The following is a 22,046-nucleotide window of genomic DNA, read 5'->3' as shown; positions in this document are numbered from 1 at the left end:
GCGGGCCCGAGCCCCGCTTCGCCCAGGACCGATCGCTGCCGCCTGCTACGCTCTGGAAGGCCGTGCACATATTCGAGGAGGTGGTACCCGTGAACGTATCGACGTGGGTGCTCTCCTTCGAGGTCACGGTCGGGCGATAGGTCGTCGTCCGGGAGCGCCGTTCTGTGCACTCCCGAAAGGCACGACCATGCATTTCACCTCTGAACAGCGTCTCGACGACGGTGTCCTTGAGCGCGAATTCACCCTCGGTGAGGTCCCCGGCATCCTGTGGACGCCCGCATCGGCGTCCGCGTCGGCACCGGCGTCCCCGATCCTGCTCGGCCCCCCTCCCGTCGGACTGCGCAGGGCGTACCACCGACTGGTGGGACGAGCCCGGCACGCAGCGGCGGACGGCTTCGCCACAGCCACCATCGAACTCCCCGGAAACGGCGACCGGCCCCGCCTGCCCGGCACTGAACAGGCGGTCACCGACCTGCGCCGGGCGATCCAGGCAGGGGAGCCGGTCAGCGACGAGATCATCAACGCCCTCATCCTTCCCCTGGTCGACAAGGCGGTCCCGGAATGGCGGGCCGCCCTGGACGCCCTGCTGGCATTGCCCGAGATCGGAGGTCCGGTCGGGTACTCGGGCGGAGTGATCTCCATCGGAACCCGGCTGGCGGTGGTCGAGCCGCGTATCTCGGCAGCCGTGTTGTTCGCCGGGAGTTACATCCCGCCCGCCATTTTCGAAGAGGCGCGCCAGGTCACCATTCCGCTGCACGTCCTGCTGCAATGGGACGACGAAGGCAACGACCGGCAAGCGGCCCTGGCCCTGTTCGACGCTTTCGGCTCGAAGGAGAAGACCCTGAACGCCAACATGGGCGGGCACACGGGTGTCCCGCCGTTCGCGGGGGATGCTGCGGCCCAGTTCTTTGCCCGGCACCTCCGCTAGGGACAGCTGCCAGAACCGATGTTGATCGTCGGCTCTCACGTCAGGTGAGACGTGAGAGCTGACGTGTGGCCAGTGGGTCCGGCTTGGGCTGCTGCTGACGCGGGGCATCAGGCCGGGCCGGTCACTAGGGCATGGCCAGATTCGGTACAGATGAGACAGCCGAGCGCGCAAGCCCTGGACGCCCTGCTCTGGATGCTCGGCGCGGGAATCGGTGAACCCGGACTGTTGCGTTGTACGCGCTGCATGCTCCACCCATGAAAGTCTGAGTCGACGTCCCAGCGCGTCGCAGACGGCGAAGGAGCGCGACCTCGCGGAGTGCCCACCCGATGACCAGGAGACCTCCAGACACCAACAGCACCTCCATCGCTGCCGCCCTCTCCCGTGCAATGTGGCAATCCAGGTTCCTTCTGCCGCAGGAAGGGACGGTGCGTCGAGGGGGTGCGCTTTCTGGAGCCTTGCCGTCCGGCTTGGAGACAGGGAAGTGGCCGTGGCTCTGGCTCGACTGCTCGCGTGCTCGGGGCAGGGGGTGTTGGCCTGCTGCCCGATACCAGAGGTCGAAGGGCCACAGGTTGGCGCGCTGTTGGGAAAGTATCCGCCTGCGGGCGCGGCCCGACAGAGCCGACGCTTGTGGGGTTGCCATCGCTGTGCTGCTCTTGCTGTGCCAACGGCCCGGTGGCCCCGGACAGACGACGGTCCCGTCCGGACGGCGCCCCGGTGCCCCGCCCCGGTCACCCTCGGCTCCTGCGCAGTCCGTCACGTACCGGCCCCGCCCCACGACGCTTCCGCTCGCCCAGGCGGTCGAGCGGGAGCGGTTCCAGTGCCTTCAGGTGGTGGCTGCCCAGGACCATGGTCCAGGTGACGAGGACGAACGGGAGAGTGGCCACCGAGAGCCCGATGGGGCCGAGCAGGGCGCTGAGGGCGATGTGGACCCACCCGGTCAGGAGCGAGCCCACCAGGGCGTAGGCGACGGAAGCCGGGGAGAGCGCGAGGAGGATGCCGCCCAGGGCGACGGCCGTGAGGACGGCGTTGTAAGCGAGTGCTCCGGACTCGACCAGCGCGGCATTGTGGCCGAGTACCCAGGACGTGGTCACGGACAGCGCGGCGGCCGAGGCCGCGAGTGCCGTCGACACGCGGGAGCTGACGAGCAGGGCCAGCAGGATCAGGAATCCGAAGGCGGGATCGGCCCGGAGGAAGATCTGCGCGAAGGCGTTGCCGAACCCGCGCAGTGCCGTTCCCGCAGTGAACGGATCGGCGCCGTGGCCAGGTTCGGGGCCTATCGGCGGTACGGAGGCGAGGCTGCCGAGGTCCCGGTGGAAGGCTGCTGCCGTCATGGCCCAGAACACGATCACCACGGGGAAGGCGAGGGGCAGGAGCCCGGCCCTGGCCAGGAGCCAGGAGCATCCCGCCACCAGGGGGACGGCCAGCACCACGCCACCGAGGAAGGCCAGCGCGAGAGCGGGAACGCAGTGTTCCGGCGCGGAGGACCTCAGTACCTCGAACAGGATGCCGGCGAGTCCGCCCACGAACCCGAAGACGCCGGAGCGCACGAGGGTTTGGTCGGCGGCGAACAGCAGGGCAACGGCGCACGCCCCTGTGCAGCCGACGAGGAAGAAGAGAGCGGTCTGCCAGGACACGACGGCGAGTGCCAGCAGGACGACGGCTCCGCAGAGCGGGTTGTTCTGGAGCAGTACCTGGCTCGCGCCGCGCAGTACCAGATCGGTCCAGCCCCTGGCTCCGGGTCCCCTGGCTCCGAGCCCACTGGTTCCGAGTCCGCCTGCCGCGCGGGCGCGGTCACTGTGCCACCTGGTGGTACTCATCGGACGAACCTGACTGTGGAGGCCCCGCCACGGGGGTACGTGGACGCGCCGCACGGAAGCGGCGCGTGCGCGAGCGCCGCGGCGGGGGTGCGGCACGACGGTGGTCGGCTCAGTCGCGGCGGCTCAGCGGCTGGGTCGAGCAGCGGAAGGAGCCGCCGAGGGAGCGCGAGACGGCGAAGTCGACGTACTCGACGGTGAGGTGGCGGCGGGACAGTTCCTTGCCGATCCGGGAGAAGGCCGGGTCGGTCACGTACACCTCGGAACTGAGCGGGAGTCCGTTCGTACCGAGGGCCGCCGCCTCGTCCTCGGTGACCGTCACCCGGTCCCAGTCGCGCAGGGCGGCGGGCAGCCCCTCGGGCAGCCGGTCCTCGCAGACGAGCAGCAGGCCCTCGCGGACCAGGCCCAGGGCGCAGTCCAGGTGTAGGACGTGCGGCAGCAGGGGCACTTGCTCGACGGTGTAGCCCTGCGGGGCGAGGTACTGGGCCAGCCACCGGTGGCCAGCGTCGTCGGAGGCCAGGCCCGACCGGCCGACGAAGACGTGCTTGCCGAGCACCACCACGTCACCACCTTCCAGGAACGGACCAGGCCCGTCCGACCCTTCCGGGAACGGGCCCGGTCCGTCCGCCCCCTGCGCCCCCTGCGCCCCCTGCGTCCCGGGCAGTCCGGGCAGTTCGGGCGTGGGCAGGGCGACATAGGCGGCGTCGCTCTCCATGACCCGGTCCCGCAGTACCGGGCGGCTGGGCAGCACCTCCAGACGGCGGTGCCGGAACCGGGGACAGCCCTCGATGACGTTGCCGCCCACGGTGAACCACGGGTCGCGCACGAAGAAGTTGGCGTAACCGGCCGCGCCCGCGGCCCGCTTCTCCGCCTCCGTCAGGAGCCGCGGCCGCAGCACTTCCACGCCGTACCGCTCCAGTACGGCCCGGAAGTTCTCGCGCTCCCGCTCCCAGGCGCGCTGCTGCTCGGGGTAGGCCTCCGCGAGGGTCCTGCCCCGCATGCCGAGGATGCGCTCACGCTCGTGACCGCTCAGAAACTGCACGGCCGGATCGTCGAACCCGACAACATCCGGGGCACGGAACTCGCTCCGGGCCAGCACCACCGTCCTCAGCGGAGCGAACTCGCTCTCCGTGTAAACGGGGTGTGAAGAAATCGACCGGACAACCATTTCCCAAGTCCTTTCGTGCGGAAGTTCCGCTCGCATTCCCAAACCAACACGAACTAATTTTATTGTCAAACTTGCCGTCGGGACCAAAGGCCTTAAATTCGCGGGCGACGCATTTTCGGGGCCGAGGCCCTGATATCCCGTGTTAGCTTCGAATTGTTTCGGGGCTTTTCGGAACTCGGCTCCGTTCAGAGCCTCCACTCCGCCCCGCCTTCCTGCCTTGCCCGCGCGCGGTCCGTCGGCGCGACACGCAACTCCGTACGCGTCGAACGCGCGCTCACTTCCGTCTTTCCGTCGAGAAGGGAACGTCTCGTGCTCGGCCACCCGAATCCCCGAACGGCCACCTCACCGACCGGGAGTCAGCCGGCGCCCACGTGGAAGCGATGGGCCATGCTCGCCGTCCTCTGCGCGAGTCTGCTGGTCATCGCCCTGGACACCACCATCCTCAACGTGGCGCTGCCCTCCCTGATCGAGGACCTGCGCCCCACCGCCCTCCAACAGCTGTGGATCAACGACATCTACGGGCTGATCCTGGGCGGTCTGCTGATCACCAGCGGCGCGGTCGGCGACAGGTACGGTCGCAAGCGGCTCTTCCTCGGCGGTTTCGTCCTCTTCGGCATCGCCTCCGCCGCTGCCGCCCTGTCCACGGCCGCCTGGCAGCTGATCGCCGCCCGGGTCCTCATGGGGCTGGGCGGGGCCATGGTGATGCCTTCGACCCTGTCGCTGATCCGGAACATCTTCACCGACGCCGCGGAACGCACCCGCGCCATCGGCATCTGGGCCGCCGTCGCCGGAATCGGTGCCTGCGCCGGGCCCCTGCTCGGCGGGGTGCTCGTCCAGGGCTTCGGCTGGTCGGCGGCGTTCTGGGTCAACGTACCCGTCGTCGCCCTCACCCTCGTCGCGGGCGTCCGGCTCCTGCCGGAGTACCGCGCCTCCCAGCGCGGCAGGCTCGACCTGTTCAGTGCGGCCCTGTCCATCGCGGGCGTCGTGGGCCTCGCCTGGAGCATCAAGCACGTGGCCAAGGGCGCCCCGACGGCCGCCGACGTCCTCGTCCTGCTGGCCGCGCTCGGGCTGCTCGGCTGGTTCGCCCGGCGCCAACTGCACCAGCCGGACCCCCTGCTGGACGTACGGCTGTTCACCCACCGGCCCTTCCTGGCAGCCGCCCTGGGTACGGCGCTGGCGATGCTCGCCATCGGGGCCACGTTGTTCCTGGTCTCCCAGTGGCTCCAGTTCGTGCACGGCCACAGCCCGGCGCAAGCGGGCGTACGAACCGTTCCCGCGGCCGTCGCGACGTTCGTCGCCGCCCTGTCGGCCCCACGGCTGATGCACCGCCTCGGGGTCCGCAGGACGATGGTGACCGGCCTGACCGTACTGGCCGTCGCCGCGCTGCCGTTGGCCTTCGCGTCCCCGCCGGTCGGCTATGCCCCGGTGGCCCTGCTGCTGGTGGCCATCGGTGTGGGCGACGGCCTCGTCGTGACGACCGCGGCAGCCGTCATGGTCGCCGCCGTCCGGCCGGAACGCGCGGGCCAGGCCGGAGGCGTCTCCGAGACGGCGTACGAGATCGGAGCCGCGCTGGGTGTCGCGTGTCTGGGCAGCCTCCACGGAGCGGTCTTCTCCCACCACATGACGGGTCTGCCGCTCACCGGCGAGGCGCTTCGCACCGCCACGGAATCCATCGGCGGCGCCGCCGAGATCGCGTCCCGGCTCGACGCGGACGCAGCCGCAGAGCTGATGGCCCAGGCCAGGCTCGCCTTCGACCACGCGCTGAACCTGACCACGCTGCTGACCGTCGGCCTGGCAGTGGCCGTCATGCTGCTCGTCCTGGAGCTCGTGCCCCGGGACTTCCGGGTCGACGCGGGAGACTGACCACCGCCGATCGGCGTCCCGGAATATCCGCTCCCCGGTTCCCGGAATTGCGTGCGCGTGGGTGAATAATTCTTTCGGAATGCAGTGGAGTCCGAGTTCCGGGAACCGGATCCGAAGACGGACGGCAAAATCAGGCATTCGCCGGAAAACTGACCTGGGGCAAGTGGCGGGCCAATATGCCTCCGGGTGCGAATTGCGTATCCTCGGCCCGCGCCGCACGGAGTACGGAAAACTCCGGCAGCCAGGCGCCGGACAGCGCATTTGCCCGGTCGGCCCCGGGCACCGTCAGATCCGCCGGGCGGCCCGCACGACGAAATCCGTATCGCCGCCGACCAGGAGCTGGTTCGCCGGGCTGCAATGGCGGCCCCGCATCGCGAACCGGTGGGCGCGTGCTGCCGGACATGCGTCCACCGCGCCCGCATTGGACGGCACCACTTGGCATGGGTTGCCGAGTCCAATTGGGTAGCGCCGCTGCAAGTGCTCGGTTGAGGATGGGGTGATGGATGCGCAGAAGGTGACCTTGCGGAAGATGACACCGGCGGAGTACCGGGCGGCGGCCGAGCACCGTGAGGAGGAAGCGGTGCGTGCGCTCGTCCGCTTCATGTCGGAGGAGCTCGCGCGGGAACGGGTCCGGAGCGGCACGGCCGCCTTCCTGCCGGACGGTCCGGACACCGCCGGCCACCATCTCGTGACGGCGCACAACGGTGCGGGCGAAGCGGTGGGCAACGCGTGGATCGGTCCGGACCCGGGCCAGGCCTCGGGCACCGACAGCTCGGCGTGGCTCTACGACCTCAACGTCCACGAGCCGTACCGGCGCCAGGGGTACGGCTCCGCGATCCTGGCCGCCGCCGAGGAACTCGTCGTCAGCGAGGGCAGGACGGCGCTCGCCCTGGACGTCGTCGGCAGCAACGAAGCAGCCATCGCCCTGTACCGCAGGAGTGGTTACGAGGTGTCGTCGATGTCGCTGCGCAAGGGGCTCGGAAGGCGATAACGGGTCGCGTCGGCCGGGCAGCACAAGCGCGGGGGTTCAACGGTCAACCGGTACGTGCCGCCCGTTCCGAGGAGCCCAGGGTGCGGCGGCCCTGCCCGGCGCTCCCGGACCGGAGAAACCGTGGGACGGCACAACGTGGTCGGGAGTGGCAACCGGGACCCGGTGTCCTGTCGTCCCTTGTGGCAGTAGCTCGACAGTGCGGCCCGTGGGCCGGTAGCCGGGGGCCGGCCGCGTGAGGACCGAGGGGCGATGACTGGATGACGATCAGCGGGCTGTTCTGGTTGTTCGTCGGAGTGGTGGGACTGTTCCACGTTGCCCTCGGCGTCGTGACGTTCGTCGTCGCCGTGCGGCGGAACAAGGAGCACCACCGCATCCTCCAGGAGGGGCACACGGCCCAGGCCCAGTGTCAGGAGGTCTCCTACGTGCACCACACCTCCTCCACCGGGCAGTCCCACAGCGAGCGGCGCCAGGTCGTCGCCTTCTGGACCGGGGACGGCCGGCCGGTACGCACCAAGGTCGCCACCCGGATCCCGTGTGCGCCCGGCGAGATCGTGCCGGTGCGCTACTTGCCCGAGCGCCCCGACCGGGCCGTGTCGGCGCGGGACGCTCCCGCGGGGTCGGTGCTCAACGGCGTCCTCGGCGCGATGATGGTGCTTCTGACCTGCTTCGGGCTGGCGGTCACCGCTGTCGGGTTCGGCATGCTCCTGTTCTAGGGCACCGCTTCCAGGGCACCGCCTCTTCCAGGGCACCGCCTGACGACCGACCGCCAAGTGTGCGAGGTCGGCGGGCAGGACGGCGCGGGCCGCGACCGGTCCCCGGTTCCGGTCGCGGCCCCGCTGACACGGCTGTCGGGGTCCGTCACGAGCCGCAGCAGCCGTCGGACTGGTCCTGCTCGGGTCCCGCTCCGGCCGGGACAGGGGCGGCGAGCGGGACGGTTACGGGCGCGGGGGCGCAGCAGCCGCCACCGTCCGCCTCCTGGGCGTCGGGGGTGTCGAACAGTCCGGCGCCGCCGCAGACTCCGGTCTCGGGCAGGGTGAGTTCGACGCGGTCGGCGGAGTCGAGGTCCCCGGCGAGGGCGGCGGCGACGGAACGTACCTGCTCGTAGCCGGTCATCGCCAGGAACGTCGGGGCGCGGCCGTAGGACTTCATGCCGACCAGGTAGACGCCCTGTTCGGGGTGGGAGAGCTCGCGGTGGCCGTGCGGGTAGACGGTGCCGCAGGAGTGCTGGTTGGGGTCGATCAGCGGCGCCAGCGCGACCGGTGCCTGGAGGCGTTCGTCCAGGCCCAGGCGCAGTTCGTCGAGGAAGGACAGGTCGGGCCGGAAGCCGGTCAGCACGATCACCTCGTCGACCGCGTCCAGCCGGCGCCCGTCCTCACCGACCAGGACCAGGCGGCCGTTGCCGTCACGCTCGATCGCCTCGGTGCGGAAGCCGGTGACCGCGTCCGCGTGCCCCTCGTCGACGGCCGCCTTCGCCGCCAGGCCGAGGGCGCCGCGCGCCGGGAGCTGGTCTGCGGTTCCGCCGCCGAAGGTGGAGCCGGAGATGCCCCGGCGCAGGATCCACACTCCCTTGGTGCCGGTGCCGGTGCCGGTGCCGGTGCCGGTGCCGGTGCCGTCCTCGGAGGTGGCCAGGTCGGCGAGGTCGGCGAGGGCGGTGAAGGCGGAGGCGCCGGAGCCGATCACGGCGGTGCGCCTGCCCGCGTACCGGGCGCGGACGGCCGGGTCCTTCAGGTCCGGGACGCGGTAGGTGATCCGGTCGGCCGCGGCCTTCTCGCCGAGGGCGGACAGCCCGCTGCCGCCGGCCGGGCCGGGCGTGCTCCACGTACCGGAGGCGTCGATGACGGCGCGGGCGAACAGACGCTCCTCACCGCCGTCGGTGCGGGTCAGGTGCACGACGAACGGCTGCTGCTCGCGGTCGGCGTCCACGATGCGATCGCGGCCGGTGCGGGAGACGCCGGTGACGGTGGTGCCCGTACGGACACGGTCGCCGAGGGCGTCGGCGAGCGGCTGGAGGTAGCGGTCGGCCCAGTCGCCGCCGGAGGGGTACGTGGCCGGATCCGGGCGTGTCCAGCCGGTGGGGGCAAGGAGCTTCTCGGCAGCGGGGTCGACGACCTCGCCCCAGGTGGAGAACAGGCGTACGTGCGCCCACTCGCGCACCGCTGCACCGGCCCGGTGACCGGCTTCCAGGACCAGGGGTTCGATGCCTTGCCCGACGAGGTGGGCGGCGGCGGCCAGACCGGTGGGCCCGGCCCCGATGACGACGACGGGCAGCTCGGTGGTGGTGGGCGCGTTCACGGCGACTCCTTGCGTGTTTCGACGTCTGTCGATGGCTTGCGCGGCTCAGCATGGCAGCTGTATCGATGGGCGTCAACATAGACATGTATCGAATTAGAGGGCTTGGTGGTGGAGCGCGCCGAGGTCTCTGTCTCCGGCGGCGGCCGGTGTTCCAGAGTCGCCCGCACGCCGTCGCGGGCGGCTCTGGCCGCCGACCGCTACCCGGCCTCCGGGTGCGACCCGCCCCGTACTGGTTCGACGTGTGTCAACATAGACGTATGTCGAATGCGAAGGTGCTGCCGCTGCTCGGGTCGGCCGAAGGCCAAGGTGTGGCGCCGTGCTGCCCGCCGCTGACCGAGCGCCCGATGACGGCCGGGGAGGCCGAGACCGCCGCGCGGATGTTCAAGGCGCTCGGTGACCCCGTCCGGCTGCGGCTGTTCTCGGCCGTGGCCTCGCACGAGGGCGGTGAGGCGTGCGTGTGCGACATCTCCGATGTCGGTGTCTCCCAGCCCACCGTCTCCCACCACCTCAAGAAGCTCAAGGAGGCCGGTCTGCTGGCCTCCGAGCGGCGCGGGACCTGGGTGTACTACCGGGTCGAGCCGTCCGTCCTGGCGGCGATGGGCAAGCTGCTGACGATGCCCGGCGCGGCCTGACCAACGACGCGACCAGGAGGGGGAACAGTGACGCACGGGCCGTTGAGCGCAGTGATCGTGCCGTTGACGGCGGAGCACGCGGATCAGGTGATCGCGATCTACCGGGCGGGGATCGACGAGGGCAACGCGACCTTCGAGACAAGTCCGCCGACCTGGGAGGCGTTCGACTCGGCGAAGCTTGCCGAACACCGCTTCGCCGCGCTCGACGAGAGCGGTGCGGTGCTCGGCTGGGTCGCCGCGAGCACCGTCTCCGACCGCTGCGCGTACGCGGGCGTGGTCGAGCACTCGGTCTACGTCGACCCTGCGGCCCGGGGTCGCGGCGTCGCTTCCGCTCTGCTCAAGGCCCTGGTCGACTCCACCGAGCAGGCCGGGATCTGGACGATCCAGTCCGGGATCTTTCCCGAGAACACCGCCAGCCTCGCCGTGCACGCCCGTGCGGGGTTCCGTGTGATCGGCACCCGCGAGCGCATCGGCAGGCACCACGGTGTGTGGCGCGATGTGGTCCTGGTCGAGCGGCGCAGCCCTGTCGTGTCCTGACGCTCCCGGGGCGGCGAACTCGGCGGAAGGCTGGGGGTGTTGTCCGTGAGGGCGGGGGACGTCCCGGGCGGTGACAGCCACCGACGGGGCCCGTGATGTAGCGGCCCGCTTCCCGCGAAGAAGGCCAACGCGGAAGCCCAGAACGAAGCCCAGAACAAGGCAGGCCGTCGGGACGCCGACGAGGCTGCCCTGTTCCGGCTTGCCTTCAACTCCTGTGCCTGTGGGGCGATGTGCTCGATCATGAGTGAATGACTGCCTTCTACCATGTGTGCTTCGTCGTCCCGGACATCGAGCGGGCGATGCAGGATTTTCGGCGTGCGGCCGGGGTCAACTGGAGCGATCCTCTGGCCGACCGGCTCGGTGAGTGGGACTACCGCATCGTCTTCACCACAGGCGGGCCGCCTTTCATCGAGCTCATCGAAGGGCCGTCAGGCAGCCCTTGGGACGCGTCGAAGGGGGCCAGGTTCGATCACATCGGGTTCTGGACCAGCGATGTGCGGCAAGGTTCCCGGCGTCTGGAAGACGAGGGCATGCCGGTGGACTTCTCCGGCTGCCCCTATGGCCGGCCCTTCGCCTACCACCAGGTCGACAGCATCGGGGCCCGGATCGAACTCGTCGACATCGGCAGGCAGGCCGGCTTCCTCCAGGGCTGGCATCCGGGCGGTGAGCCGATGCCCGCCATCGACGAGACGCCCACCAGCTGAGCCCGCGCCGCCTCCTCTGCCGTCACTGGGGCGGGCTCGCACCGTGCTGCCGCAGCGCGGCGATTTCCCGTACGGCGTCCCGGGCGGGGCGGCCGACGCCGATGAGGGTGGCCGATGCCGGGCCCGTCCAGTCGCCGTAACCCAGCAGGTGCAGCCGTGGCTCGTGCACCGCCCGGGTGCCCTCGGTGGGGATGCGTCCGCGTTCCCGGCGCAGGTTGAGCGGGGCGAGGTGGGAGAGGGCGGGGCGGAAGCCGGTGCACCAGATCACGGCGTCGACGTCCTCGGCGCTGCCGTCCGGCCACCGCACACCGTGCGTGGTGAGCCGGTCGAACATCGGCTTCGCGTCCAGGAGTTGGGCGTCGCGAGCGGCGCGTACCGGGGGTACGGCGACGATGTCGCCGAGTGCGGCCACTCCACCGGTGTCGGGGAGGCCCGCTTCCAGCGCCTGGCGGCGGGCGGTGGCCACGTCGAAGAGAGCGCGGCCGTCGATGGCGTCGGGCAGCAGGCGCGGTGGGCGCTGTGTCACCCACGTCATGCGGGCCCGGCCGTCGAGAGCGAGGTCGGCGGCGATCTGGGCACCGGAGTTTCCGCCCCCGACCACCACCACGTGCTGTCCGGCGAACTCGGCGGGGGACCGGTAGCGCACGGTGTGCAGCTGGCGTCCGGCGAAGTCCGCACGGCCCGGGGCGGCGGGCAGGAAGGGGCGGGACCAGGTGCCGGTCGCGCTGATCACCGCCGCTGCCCGCCAGGTACCGGTGTCCGCCTCGACGAGGAGCCCGCCGCCGTCACGGCGTACGGCCTCGACACGGGTGCCGTGCTGTACGGGCAGGTCGTACCGCTTCTCGTAGTCGCCCAGGTAGTCGACCACATGCCGGGCATCGGGGTACGTCTCGCCTGCCTGGGCGGGCATGAGCCGGCCGGGCAGGGAGGAGTGCTCGGCCGGGGAGAAGAGGTGCAGCGAGTCCCACATGTGCTGCCAGGAGCCGCCCGGCGACGCCTCGGCGTCCAGGACCACGAAGCTCAGGTTCCGTCGGCGCAGGTGGTACCCGGCGGCGAGCCCCGCCTGCCCGCCGCCGATCACCACCACGTCCAGGACCGTCATGACGGTGTGGTCACCTTGTCCGCGGCGAACTTCCCCCGCCAGGCCAGCGCCACGTAGACCAGGCCGATGAGGACGGGTACCTCGATGAGCGGGCCGACGACCCCGGAGAGAGCCTGGCCGGAGGTGACGCCGAAGGTGGCGATGGCGACCGCGATGGCCAGCTCGAAGTTGTTGCCCGCCGCAGTGAAGGCGAGGGTCGCGGTGCGGTCGTACGCCAGGCCCATGCCCTTGCCGAGGAGGAAGGTGCCGAAGAACATCACCGCGAAGTACACCAGCAGCGGCACCGCGATGCGTACGACGTCCAGCGGCTGGGAGGTGATCGTCTTTCCCTGGAGGGCGAAGAGGACGACGATCGTGAACAGCAGGCCGTAGAGCGCCCAAGGACCGATCCTCGGCAGGAACTTCGCCTCGTACCGCTCGCGGCCCATCCTCCGCTCGCCGAGGCGGCGGGTGAGGAACCCGGCCAGCAGCGGGATGCCGAGGAAGATGACGACGTTCAGCGCGATGTGCCACACGGAGACGTCGAGGCCCTGGCCGTCGCCGAGGTGCAGCCAGCGGGGCAGCAGGTCGAGGTAGAACCAGCCCAGCAGGCCGAACGCCAGCACCTGGAAGACGGAGTTCAGGGCGACCAGTACGGCGGCGGCCTCCCGGTCGCCGCAGGCGAGGTCGTTCCAGACGATGACCATGGCGATGCAGCGGGCCAGCCCGACGACGATCAGACCGGTGCGGTACTCGGGCAGGTCCGGCAGGAAGATCCAGGCCAGGGCGAACATGACGGCCGGGCCGACGATCCAGTTGACGACCAGTGACGAGGCCATCAGCTTCTTGTCGCCGGTCACGCGGTCGAGCCGGTCGTAGCGGACCTTGGCGAGGACCGGGTACATCATGACGAGCAGGCCGAGCGCGATCGGCAGGGAGATCCCGCCGATCTCTATCGCGGCGAGCGCGTCGTTCATGCCCGGGACCAGGCGGCCCAGGCCGAGCCCGGCTGCCATGGCGAGCAGGATCCACACCGCGAGGTAGCGGTCGAGCGTGGAAAGCTTCTTGACCACCGAGTCCTCCCCGGCCGGGGAGGCGGTGGCGGGGCCGGTGGCGATGCGGTCGGGCGCGGCCATCAGCAGGCCCTCTTGTTCTGGGCGGCGGTGCGGGCGGACGCGCCGAGTTCGGCGAACTGCCCTGCCAGCCCCTCCAGGACCTCGGGCCTCAGCCGGTAGTAGATGAACCGCCCGCACGGCTCGGTGTCCACGAGCCCCGCCTCGCGCAGCACCTTCATGTGGTTGGAGAGGTTGGTCTGCTTCGCTCCGGTCTCCTCCACCAGGTGCGTCGTACACAAGGTCTCCCGGGCCAGCAGAGTCACGATCTTCAGGCGGAGCGGATCGCCCAGCGCCCGGATCACATCAGGATCGACTGAAGTCAGCATGCGCTGATACTTTCACATCAGTCCTCGCTGATATCAGCGAGGGCTGAAGTCATCGGCGGCAGGGTTCCGCCGTGCGACCAGGGAGACCGATCACCATGGCCGACAAGCCGTCCGTCCTGTTCGTCTGCGTCCACAACGCCGGCCGCTCCCAGATGGCCGCAGCGTGGCTGACGCATCTGGCGGGGGACCGTGTCGAAGTCCGTTCCGCGGGTTCCAGCCCGGGTGATGCCGTCAATCCGGCCGCCGTCGAGGCCATGGCCGAGGTGGGCATCGACATCTCCCACGAGACACCGAAGATCCTCACGGTCGACGCGGTGAAGGAGTCGGACGTGTGCGTCACCATGGGCTGCGGCGACAGCTGCCCCGTCTTCCCCGGCAAGCGCTACCTGGACTGGAAGCTGGAGGACCCGGCCGGACAGGGCGTGGCGGCCGTCCGCCCGACCCGCGACCGGATCAAAACCCTGGTCGAGAACCTGATCGCCGACATCGCCCCGGCGAAGCGGGGATGACAGCGTGAGCGGGATACGCGACGTCGCCATCGCCGGTTGCGGCGTCGCCGGGCGCGCGGGCGTTTTCGGGATGTGAGCGGTGGGGGCCGAGCAACTCGAAAGGTCCCGGAGCTGGGCTGCTGTGGATGGGCCTACCCGAGACTGTTGATCAGTTGCTTGATGCGTGGCTGGTCGAGCAGTGAGTAGATCTGGGCGATCCGGCCCCTGGTGACCACGAAGGCCATGATGGCGACGGGCTGCTGGTTCGCATGGACGATGACGGCTGCGCAGCCGTTTGCCGTGATCGGCTCGAAAGTGGCGTGCGGAATGGCGAAGGTCGCTGCCCGCCGGGTCACGTTCTGCGGGCCGCGGATGGTGGCGGTGGCACCGGGCTTGGTGACTCCGCCGTCGGCGTGGAAGGTGATCTCGGGGTGCAGCAGAGCGAGGAGTGTGTCGAGGTCGCCGTCGCGAGATGCCGCGAAGAAGGCGTGGACCACCCTGCGTTGACTGGCGGGGTCGGTCTCGATCTCCGTCGGGTCCACGGCGTGCACGCGTTGTCGGGCACGGCTGGCGAGCTTGCGGGTCGCTTCGGTCGACTTGCCGAGCACCCCGGCGATCTCGCTGAACGGCATTCCGAAGGAGTCGTGGAGAACGAACGCGAGGCGCTCGGGCGGTGTCAGGCTCTCCAGGACGATGTGGAGTGCCAGGCCGACCTGTTCGGCAAGGAGAGTCTGTTCCTCTGGGCTCGGGGCCTGGTCGGATCGCAGGTGGAGTCCGGGACCGGTGGTGTCCGTGAGGGTTTCGGGGTGCGCGGCGCGGGCTCTGAGCCTGTTGAGGCATGTGCGTGAGACGACCGCGGTCAGCCACCCGTTGAGGTTGGTCACGGTCGTGAGATCGGTTGCGCCGGGGCGGCTGAGGCGTACCCAGGCATCCTGGACAGCGTCCTCGGCATCACCTCGGTTGCCGAGGATCCGGTGGGCCAGTGCGGTCAGCCGCTGACGGCTGGCCTCGAAGTGTCGGCTGAGCTGCTCGGCGGGGTCCATCGGTCACGTCCTCGTGTTGCGGGGTGTCAGTTCCCATGACACGCCTGCGACCGAGAACGTGACAGGAGCTCGATGTGACGACCCCGAAACGATCAGCACCCGCCCCGGATGCCCGCCGACGACGGCGGACGGCGCTCCTGGCGCTGTGTCTGGCTGGTTTCGTGATCCAGCTCGACGTCACCGTCGTCAATGTCGCCCTCCCCACGATTCAGCACGAGCTCGACGCGGCCACCGGCGCGTTGGAGTGGATCATCAGTGGTTACGCCCTCGGGCTGGCCGCGCTGGTCCCCGTGACGGGGGCACTGGGCGATCGCCTCGGACATCGCCCTGTCCTGCTGGCCGGTCTGGCCGCCTTCGGCCTCTGCTCCGCCGGAGCGGCCCTGGCCCCCAACCCTGCGGCGCTCATCGGCGCACGCGTCGGCCAAGGTGCCGGCGGAGCGGCGATCCTGGCGCTCACCCTCGCCGTTCTGAGCGACACCTACCCGCCCGCCCGGCGCGGTCACGCGATCGGCTGGTGGGCAGCCATCGGCGGCGTCGGATTCGGGGCGGGGCCGATCGTCGGCGGCCTGCTGCTCGCCGGCTTCGGCTGGTCAACGATCTTCTGGGTCAACGTCCCGATCGTCGTCCTCACGGTCGGCCTGATCCTGCGAGCGGTCCCCGGAACCGCCGCGGCCCACGCCCCGAGGCCGCTCGACGTGCCGGGCGTCGTCCTCGCGTCGCTGGGCCTGGCAGGAGTGACCTTCGGTCTGATCACCACGAGCGACGTTCCCTGGAAGCCCGTGCCGACCCTGCTTCCGCTGGTCTTCGGCGCCCTCGCCCTCGCGGCCTTCGTGCACTGGCAGCGCCGCGCCGGCGAGCCTCTCGTTCCCAGAGATGTCCGTGGCAACACAGCATTCATCAGCGCCTGCGTCCTCTACTTCCTCAGCTACCTCGCTTTCAGCGGCACGCTTTACTACGTCACCTTGATGTTCCAGAACCTTCTCGGCTGGTCCGCCCTGCGCACCGGACTGTCCTGGCTGCTGATGAACGCCCCGTTCCTCGTCGCGGCCCAGATGGCCGGAAAACTCGGCCAACACTTCACGCCACGAGCCATCGTCACCACGGGCTGCGCCACTGGAGCGCTGGGAATCGCAGCGCTGAGCACAGTGACACCCACCACCCCCTTCGCCCTTGCGGCGGTGGGATACCTGGTCGCTGGAGCCGGATTCGGCCTACTGGTTCCCGGGATCACGACCGTGGCCATGCGCGACGTCTCCGGCCCCGACACGGGTGCTGCCTCGGCGATGCTGAACTCCTCCCGCCAGCTCGGTACCGCGGTAGGACTCGCACTCGTCGCGGCCATGGGCACGGCGGTCACCCACCACAGCTGGAACGCGTCGCCCTACGGGCACACCCACACGTCCCCCGGCCCCATCCCGGTAGGAAACCTCCACGGAGTCCCACCACAGATGCGGGGCACAGCGAGCAACGCGTTCGAGCTCGGATACCACGTCGCCCTCGGAATCTGCCTCGCCAGCCTCCTGATCGCCGTATGGCTCTCAGCGCACGCGTTCACACCGCGCACCACACCCCTCGCAGCGACAGAAGCGAAAGAACCGATCCTGTGAACCACCCCAACGCCGCCCCCCACTCCGCGGCCCAACTCAAGGACGCCCAACTGGTTCGTCGGCCACGACGCCCCGGTCCGGGCAGTCGCCGCGCGATGTCAGCGCTCCTGCACCACAGCCCAAAGGTGGGACATGCCTTCGTGCAGACCGCTTCCGGGAACAAGCCGCACGGCACGCGCTGAATCAACCTCTCGGATCAGTACAGCTGGTCGGCGGCAGCCGCGTCGTCGGGCAGGGTGAGTTGGTGCCGGTGGAACGCGTAGTGCTGCGCCGGGTAGCGGTAGAGGTCGGCCACCGTCATGGTCTCGCGGAAGAACGGGTCCCAGCGGGAGGGGTAGCGCATGTCCCGGGCGAGCGCGGTCTCCGGCTCGGCGTCGAGGCGGCGGTGCAGATCGGCGATGACGCGGTCGAACCGCAGGACCATCCGCCGGTGGTTCCAGACCCGGGCACCGGCCACCGCGACCAGGAGGTTGATGACGTCGAACGGCCGGGTTCCGGCATTCAGCAGCCCCGCGAAGGACCGCCCGACACCGCGCGGCAGCCGCCCGAAGAGCCGCATCACGAACAGCAGCGGCGGGACGAGGAGGAAGCCGAAGAGCATGTGGAACAGCAACTGCTCGTTGGTCCAGCGGGTCCCCCTGGTGGGCATCCGTAGCTCCTGCGGCCGGGCGCCGTCCAGCAGCCGGCGGAAATCGGCGCGGGCGCGCTCCATCTCGTCATGGATCGCCTGACGGTCCACCGGCAGTGCACCGGGCATGGGACTTCACCGCCCTTTGATCCCCAGTCACCGACGGGTGGCTGTGTCCTTCGATGATGAGCCGCTGCGCTCCCGCGCGACAGAGCCGTATCCCCGTAGCGAAGCCTGTGCCGTCCGTCGTGACCGAAGTGCTTCCGGATCCCGTGTCCGTGCTCGTATCAGCAGCAGTCGCAGGCGGGGCGGCAGCCACAGGAGTCGCCGTTCTGATGCCGCATTGGCGGTGCGGCGGCCGGTGGTGCGCAGCAGCCCTTGCCCTGCCAGGCGTCGCGGCCTTCCTTCACGGCGAGGGCGGCGATGACGAGGGCGGCGAGGGGGTCGGCCCAGGACCAGCCGAGGGTGGCGTTGAGGAGGAGGCCCGCGAGGAGCACGGCGGACAGGTAGGTGCAGAGCAGGGTCTGTTGGGAGTCGGCGACGGCGCTGGCGGACCCGAGTTCACGTCCCGCGCGGCGTTGGGCCGAGGAGAGGAACGGCATGATCGCCAGCGACAGGGCGGCGATGACGATCCCCAGCGTGGACCGCTCCGCTTCCCCGTTGCCGGTGAGCGTGCGGACGGCGTCGACGCTGACGTAGGCGGCGAGCGCGAAGAAGGACGCCGCGATGATGCGCAGGGTCGTCCGCTCGCGGGCTTGCCGCGCACCGTGGTCGCGGGCGGAGAACTGCCAGGCGACCGCGGCGGCGGAGGACACCTCGATGACGGAGTCCAGGCCGAACCCGATCAGGGCGGTGGAGGAGGCGAGGCTGCCGGCGGTGAGCGCGACGGCGGCCTCGACGACGTTGTAGGTGATGGTGGCTGCGACCAGCAGCCGTATCCGGCGGGTGAGTACGTCCCGGCGGGCCGGGGAGGGGCCGTGGGATATCGGCAGTCCGGTGCTCATCTCAGCAGCACCCCTCGGTGCGGGTGCGGGCGGGGTTGGTGGTTTGTGGTGAGGACGGCGGGGCGGATCGGTTCGGCCGGGGCCTTTCCGACGTGGCTGGGGGCGTCGAGCCCGACGTGGCTGGGGGCGTCGAGGCCGGTGTCAGTGGAGAGCACGAACCTGACGGTACATGGAATCCTGAATTCAGGGAATGGTGAATCGTGGATGAGGTGCCAGAGCGACCGAGGTACGTGCTCCCGCCCGGTGCTGCGGCCGTCCTGGCTCGGTGCTGGGAGGATGCCCGACGGCCGCGCGCCTGCCGGTGGGGCGGAACGCTTCTGGTCCGTCAGTCCGTGGCGGCCGGTTTGGGTGCGGTTGGGGGCGAGAGCAGGTGTCGGAGGGAGCCGCCGCCGTGGAGCAGGACGCTTCCGAGCACGGTGAACGTCATGGCGTAGAGGGTGGTGTCGGCGTATTCGCCGTCGGGGAGGGCGTTGAAGGCGAGCAGGCCGAACACGATCGAGGTGGTGCCGCGCGGACCGAGTACGCCGACCAGAAGCCGTTCGCGCCAGCTGAAACCGGAGCCCAGGAAGGCGAAGAGGATGGGCAGGATCCGTACGACGGTGAGTGCGGCTCCGCAGAGCAGGAGCACGGGCCAGGGGACGCCCTCGCTGAGGGCGAGCACCACCGCGTTCCCGAAGAAGAACCACATGACCATCGTCATCATCGCGGTGGTGTCCTCGATGAGTTGGAAGTCCGAGGTCGCCGGGGGCGGCGCGCCCTGTCGGCGGACCGGTGCCTGCCGGACGTACCGGAAGGCGATTCCGCAGACGAACGCGGCCACGAAGCCGTTGCCGTCGATGGCGACCGCCGCCGTGTGCGCGACCAGAGGGGTGATCAGTACGAGCGTCCGCCGTGACTGGCCCGTCGTCCAGTCCGCGCGGTCGGCCCGGTTCATCAGCCAGGCGACCAGTGCTCCGACCATGGTGCCGACCAGAAGTGCCTTGACCGCGAACGGCACGGCCGTGCTCAGCGCCTGACCGGGTGTCTGTGCCTGGGACGTCGATCCTGCCAGCACGAGCGCGAAGACGAGGAGCGGCGAGATGATGCCGTCGTTGTAGCCGCTTTCGATGTTCAGGACGTTGCGGACCCTCGCCGGGATGCGCCGGTCCCGCAGGAGGGTCTCCGCCGGTGCGAGGTCCGTCGGTACGACGATGCACGCGATCAGCAGCAGTACGACGAGCGGCAGCCCGGGGAGCAGCCACGTGCCCAGCAGGACGGTCAGCCCCAGACTCAGCGGCATGGCGATCAGCAGCGCTCGGGCGGCGGAGCCGGGATCCTTGCCGAACAGTCGCCCGCCGGGCAGCTCGGTGGCGTCGACGAACAGCAGCACCGCCAGGATGACCTCGGCCACGTGCTGGGCGACCTCGGAGTTCATCGTGGCGGCGAGATGGCTGTGGGTGAAGACGCCGGTGAGGACGCCCGCCAGTACCAGCACCAGGGGTGCCCGTACGTTCCATCGTTCCAGCCGCCCGGCGACGAGCGACCATCCGGCGATCGCTGCGGTGACAACCATCAGGACAAAGATCATGGGTCTTCCATCAACAGGGAACGGGGGAATGCGCCGCGCGTCCGGCCGGAGGCGGAGGCGCAGACGAAGGCGGAGGTGCGGGGTGGTCGGAGGTCAGCGGGGGAGTGGTGGGGGCCGGTTCACCCTGTACGCGGGCGTCGGAGGTCCGCGCGTGCCACTGACGGGAACGGCGGAGGAGCCCGCACCCCGATGGCGGGACGAGTGCGCAACGCAGGTGCTGCGCAGACGCGCACCTCTGGACCGGAGAAACACAGAACACCCTTAATGTAGTAAATCGTAAATAGCAACTCTAAACGCCCTTTCAGGGCTTTGCGGGACGATACCGCGTGCGTGCGACGCGAACCCGCAGGCGGAAAACATCAACCGGTGCTCCACGAAGAAGTGTTGGGAACTTGCCTCTCGGGGCTGTCCCGGACCCACACCCCGGGATCGGCGGTCGCGCTTCTCGGGGGCCGGTCCGGGTGCGGAGTCCTTCTCGGTGACGACTGCCGAGGGTCGTCCGGTGCACAGGATGTGGGGCATGGCGGTGCTGCCGGTCAGCGCCGTCCCCCCCCCCGCTCGTACTGGTCCTGGAGGACTCCGTGAACCGTCGTGCCCGAACCGCCCTCGCCGCTTCCCTCGTTCTTGCCTTCTCCGCGGGCCCCCTCGCCGTTCCGGCGTTCGCCGGGGCGCGCCCCGCCGCCGTGGCCCCGGACATGGCATCCGGCCCCGACGTCGCCGCGTTGGAGAAGGCGCTGGAGGGGCTTCCCGACCAGGTGGCCACCTCGGCGGTCGTCCGGGTGGGCGGCCTCGGGAGCTGGCAGGGCAGCGCAGGGGTGCGGAACCTGCGGAACGGAGCCGAAGCCCTGGAGAACGGCCGCTTCCGGGCCGGGTCCACCACCAAGGTCGTGACCTCCGCCCTCGTACTTCAACTGGCCGCCGAGGGCCGCGTCAGCCTCGACTGCACCGTGCAGCAGTATCTGCCGGGCCTGCTCACACCCGACTTCGCGCCCGTGACCGTACGGCAGTTGCTCAACTTCACCAGTGGACTCCAGGCGGGCCGCACCTTCGGGGACACCGTCGAGGAGGAGTTCCCGCACCGCTTCGAGACGCTCACCCCGGAGGAGGTCGTCGCGTCCTCCGTGGCCAAGGGCCCCGCCCACGCGCCCGGTGCGCAGCAGGTGTACGGCAACATCCACTACCTCGTGCTCGCCATGCTCGTCGAGCGGGTGACCGGCGATTCCTACCCGCACCAGGCCCAGGTGCGGATCTTCAAGCCGCTGGGAATGCGGCACACGTCCTTCCCGTCCGGTCCGGACCCGCGCCTCCACGGCCCGCACAACCGTGGGTACGAGGAGATGGAGGGCCGGCTCGTCGACGTCACCGAGTGGAACATGTCGGACCGCAGGGGCGCCGGGGACATGATCTCCACGGTGGCCGATCTGGAGCGGCTGCTCGTGGGGTTGTTCCGGGGGAGGGTCGTGCCGCAGCCGCAGCTCCAGGAGATGTTCACGATTCCCGGCGTGCCGGGCGCGCGGATGGGCGCAGGGCTGGAGAGATTCGTGGTGAACGGCCGCGAGGTCTGGGGCAAGACGGGGGCACGGCCCGGCTACCACACGGTCCTCGCGGCTACCCGCGACCTCTCCCGCACCGTCGTGTACTCGGTGACCGCGACCGATGCCAAGAACAACGGGCTCGGCCTCGCCCAGCGCTTCGCGTTCCCGGCCTTCAACCGCTGACCCGGTCGGGGCGGGCCGCGTCACGGGTGACGCCGTGGGAAGTGAGCCGCCCTGCCGCGTGGGCGCGTGCCACCTCGGATCAATCGAGATCACCCGGCCCACCTGGGAGCCTTGTGCGCGGACCGACTCGCCGGGGCCACCTTCGCGCACCGGCTCGACGGCAGATGGATTCAAGCAGGCGCGAAAGGATTGCCACGCGTGCACCGCGCCAACGACTGTTGTCCCGGTTGTTGTTCCGGTCCAGGTCACCTTGACCTACAGCGGAGCCACATACAGCAGGTGCCTCCACTACACCCCCGGCCCGGGGGGCCGCATCGGCGTCTGCAGCATGTCGGTGACGCTCATAAGTTTGGTCTGGCGGGGCGAATGCTGAGCTGACGTGAGCGGGGGTGTCGCCCACGGGCGACGCGTCGCCCGTCCGGCCAACAGAGTCCGGGCTGCCACGGTGAGTGGTGGCCCGGACTCCGGCATGTAGGTTCCGCTCCGCGGAGAGGGCTGGCGAGAGGCGTTCGTCCGGCGGATCAGGGAGCGAACTTGGGC

Annotated in this window: 21 protein-coding genes; 10 read left to right on the top strand and 11 right to left on the bottom strand. The window is 70.2% G+C overall.

What is annotated here, in order from left to right:
• The first annotated feature begins 187 nt into the window (after positions 1-187).
• Entirely contained in the window at positions 188-928 is a 741-nt protein-coding gene (locus tag ACFYVL_RS07955) for an alpha/beta hydrolase (RefSeq protein ID WP_389241989.1), read from the top strand.
• Positions 929-1,656: 728 nt separating this feature from the next.
• On the opposite strand, the gene ACFYVL_RS07950 is transcribed toward ACFYVL_RS07955, so the two are convergent.
• On the bottom strand, positions 1,657-2,745 hold the full coding sequence (locus tag ACFYVL_RS07950) for an urea transporter (protein ID WP_389241988.1): 1,089 nt from the start codon (positions 2,743-2,745) through the stop codon (positions 1,657-1,659).
• 109 nt (positions 2,746-2,854) lie between these two features.
• Positions 2,855-3,784 carry a dimethylarginine dimethylaminohydrolase family protein gene (locus ACFYVL_RS07945; RefSeq protein WP_389241987.1) on the bottom strand — a complete coding sequence of 310 codons (930 nt, stop codon included), beginning with the start codon at positions 3,782-3,784 and terminating at the stop codon, positions 2,855-2,857.
• A gap of 513 nt (positions 3,785-4,297) precedes the next feature.
• Here ACFYVL_RS07945 and ACFYVL_RS07940 point away from each other — a divergent pair.
• The 3 genes from ACFYVL_RS07940 (at position 4,298) to ACFYVL_RS07930 (ending at position 7,477) form a co-directional block, all read left to right on the top strand.
• On the top strand, positions 4,298-5,773 hold the full coding sequence (locus tag ACFYVL_RS07940) for an MFS transporter (protein WP_389241986.1): 1,476 nt from the start codon (positions 4,298-4,300) through the stop codon (positions 5,771-5,773).
• 499 nt (positions 5,774-6,272) lie between these two features.
• Entirely contained in the window at positions 6,273-6,764 is a 492-nt protein-coding gene (locus ACFYVL_RS07935; RefSeq protein ID WP_389241985.1) for a GNAT family N-acetyltransferase, read from the top strand.
• A gap of 257 nt (positions 6,765-7,021) precedes the next feature.
• Entirely contained in the window at positions 7,022-7,477 is a 456-nt protein-coding gene (locus ACFYVL_RS07930) for a DUF3592 domain-containing protein (protein ID WP_389241984.1), read from the top strand.
• A gap of 145 nt (positions 7,478-7,622) precedes the next feature.
• Here ACFYVL_RS07930 and ACFYVL_RS07925 read toward each other — a convergent pair whose 3' ends face one another.
• A complete protein-coding gene (locus tag ACFYVL_RS07925; RefSeq protein WP_389241983.1) occupies positions 7,623-9,056 on the bottom strand; it encodes an NAD(P)-binding domain-containing protein in 1,434 nt (477 codons plus the stop codon).
• A gap of 257 nt (positions 9,057-9,313) precedes the next feature.
• Here ACFYVL_RS07925 and ACFYVL_RS07920 point away from each other — a divergent pair, with 257 nt between their 5' ends.
• The 3 genes from ACFYVL_RS07920 (at position 9,314) to ACFYVL_RS07910 (ending at position 10,929) form a co-directional block, all read left to right on the top strand.
• Complete coding sequence (locus tag ACFYVL_RS07920) at positions 9,314-9,688, top strand: ArsR/SmtB family transcription factor (protein WP_389241982.1); 375 nt, start codon at positions 9,314-9,316, stop codon at positions 9,686-9,688.
• A gap of 42 nt (positions 9,689-9,730) precedes the next feature.
• Positions 9,731-10,225, top strand: a complete 495-nt coding sequence (locus tag ACFYVL_RS07915; RefSeq protein ID WP_389241981.1) for a GNAT family N-acetyltransferase — start codon at positions 9,731-9,733, stop codon at positions 10,223-10,225.
• A gap of 248 nt (positions 10,226-10,473) precedes the next feature.
• The gene (locus tag ACFYVL_RS07910; protein WP_389241980.1) at positions 10,474-10,929 is read left to right on the top strand and encodes a VOC family protein; all 456 of its coding nucleotides are present in this window, start codon (positions 10,474-10,476) and stop codon (positions 10,927-10,929) included.
• Between the two features lie 22 nt (positions 10,930-10,951).
• Here ACFYVL_RS07910 and ACFYVL_RS07905 read toward each other — a convergent pair whose 3' ends face one another.
• Genes ACFYVL_RS07905 through ACFYVL_RS07895 form a run of 3 tightly spaced genes read right to left on the bottom strand, consistent with a single transcriptional unit; the run spans position 10,952 to position 13,451 of the window.
• Positions 10,952-12,031, bottom strand: a complete 1,080-nt coding sequence (locus ACFYVL_RS07905) for an ArsO family NAD(P)H-dependent flavin-containing monooxygenase (RefSeq protein WP_389241979.1) — start codon at positions 12,029-12,031, stop codon at positions 10,952-10,954.
• Positions 12,028-13,146 (bottom strand): ACR3 family arsenite efflux transporter, encoded by a 1,119-nt coding sequence (gene arsB / locus ACFYVL_RS07900; RefSeq protein ID WP_389241978.1) that lies wholly within the window; start codon positions 13,144-13,146, stop codon positions 12,028-12,030. The genes ACFYVL_RS07905 and arsB overlap by 4 nt, the downstream gene beginning before the upstream one ends.
• A complete protein-coding gene (locus tag ACFYVL_RS07895) occupies positions 13,146-13,451 on the bottom strand; it encodes an ArsR/SmtB family transcription factor (RefSeq protein WP_389241977.1) in 306 nt (101 codons plus the stop codon). The genes arsB and ACFYVL_RS07895 overlap by 1 nt, the downstream gene beginning before the upstream one ends.
• 95 nt (positions 13,452-13,546) lie before the next feature.
• On the opposite strand from ACFYVL_RS07895, the gene ACFYVL_RS07890 reads away from it, so the two are divergent.
• On the top strand, positions 13,547-13,960 hold the full coding sequence (locus ACFYVL_RS07890) for an arsenate reductase ArsC (RefSeq protein ID WP_389241976.1): 414 nt from the start codon (positions 13,547-13,549) through the stop codon (positions 13,958-13,960).
• A 131-nt stretch (positions 13,961-14,091) separates the two neighbouring features.
• On the opposite strand, the gene ACFYVL_RS07885 is transcribed toward ACFYVL_RS07890, so the two are convergent.
• Complete coding sequence (locus ACFYVL_RS07885; RefSeq protein ID WP_389241975.1) at positions 14,092-14,982, bottom strand: sigma-70 family RNA polymerase sigma factor; 891 nt, start codon at positions 14,980-14,982, stop codon at positions 14,092-14,094.
• A 74-nt stretch (positions 14,983-15,056) separates the two neighbouring features.
• Between ACFYVL_RS07885 and ACFYVL_RS07880 the strand changes: the two genes are divergently transcribed.
• Positions 15,057-16,589 carry an MFS transporter gene (locus tag ACFYVL_RS07880; protein WP_389241974.1) on the top strand — a complete coding sequence of 511 codons (1,533 nt, stop codon included), beginning with the start codon at positions 15,057-15,059 and terminating at the stop codon, positions 16,587-16,589.
• Between the two features lie 196 nt (positions 16,590-16,785).
• On the opposite strand, the gene ACFYVL_RS07875 is transcribed toward ACFYVL_RS07880, so the two are convergent.
• From ACFYVL_RS07875 to ACFYVL_RS07860, 4 genes are all read right to left on the bottom strand, one after another.
• Entirely contained in the window at positions 16,786-17,346 is a 561-nt protein-coding gene (locus ACFYVL_RS07875) for a DinB family protein (protein WP_389241973.1), read from the bottom strand.
• A gap of 158 nt (positions 17,347-17,504) precedes the next feature.
• Complete coding sequence (locus tag ACFYVL_RS07870) at positions 17,505-18,221, bottom strand: cation transporter (RefSeq protein ID WP_389241972.1); 717 nt, start codon at positions 18,219-18,221, stop codon at positions 17,505-17,507.
• The gene (locus tag ACFYVL_RS07865; RefSeq protein WP_389241971.1) at positions 18,218-18,376 is read right to left on the bottom strand and encodes a hypothetical protein; all 159 of its coding nucleotides are present in this window, start codon (positions 18,374-18,376) and stop codon (positions 18,218-18,220) included. The genes ACFYVL_RS07870 and ACFYVL_RS07865 overlap by 4 nt, the downstream gene beginning before the upstream one ends.
• 170 nt (positions 18,377-18,546) lie before the next feature.
• The gene (locus ACFYVL_RS07860; RefSeq protein WP_389241970.1) at positions 18,547-19,788 is read right to left on the bottom strand and encodes a cation:proton antiporter; all 1,242 of its coding nucleotides are present in this window, start codon (positions 19,786-19,788) and stop codon (positions 18,547-18,549) included.
• A gap of 581 nt (positions 19,789-20,369) precedes the next feature.
• Between ACFYVL_RS07860 and ACFYVL_RS07855 the strand changes: the two genes are divergently transcribed.
• A complete protein-coding gene (locus tag ACFYVL_RS07855) occupies positions 20,370-21,506 on the top strand; it encodes a serine hydrolase domain-containing protein (RefSeq protein ID WP_389241969.1) in 1,137 nt (378 codons plus the stop codon).
• The last annotated feature ends 540 nt before the right edge of the window (positions 21,507-22,046 follow it).

This window comes from Streptomyces sp. NPDC004111 (assembly GCF_042874215.1).
Taxonomy (GTDB): domain Bacteria; phylum Actinomycetota; class Actinomycetes; order Streptomycetales; family Streptomycetaceae; genus Streptomyces.
This window is presented reverse-complemented; position numbering and strand designations above follow the sequence as displayed.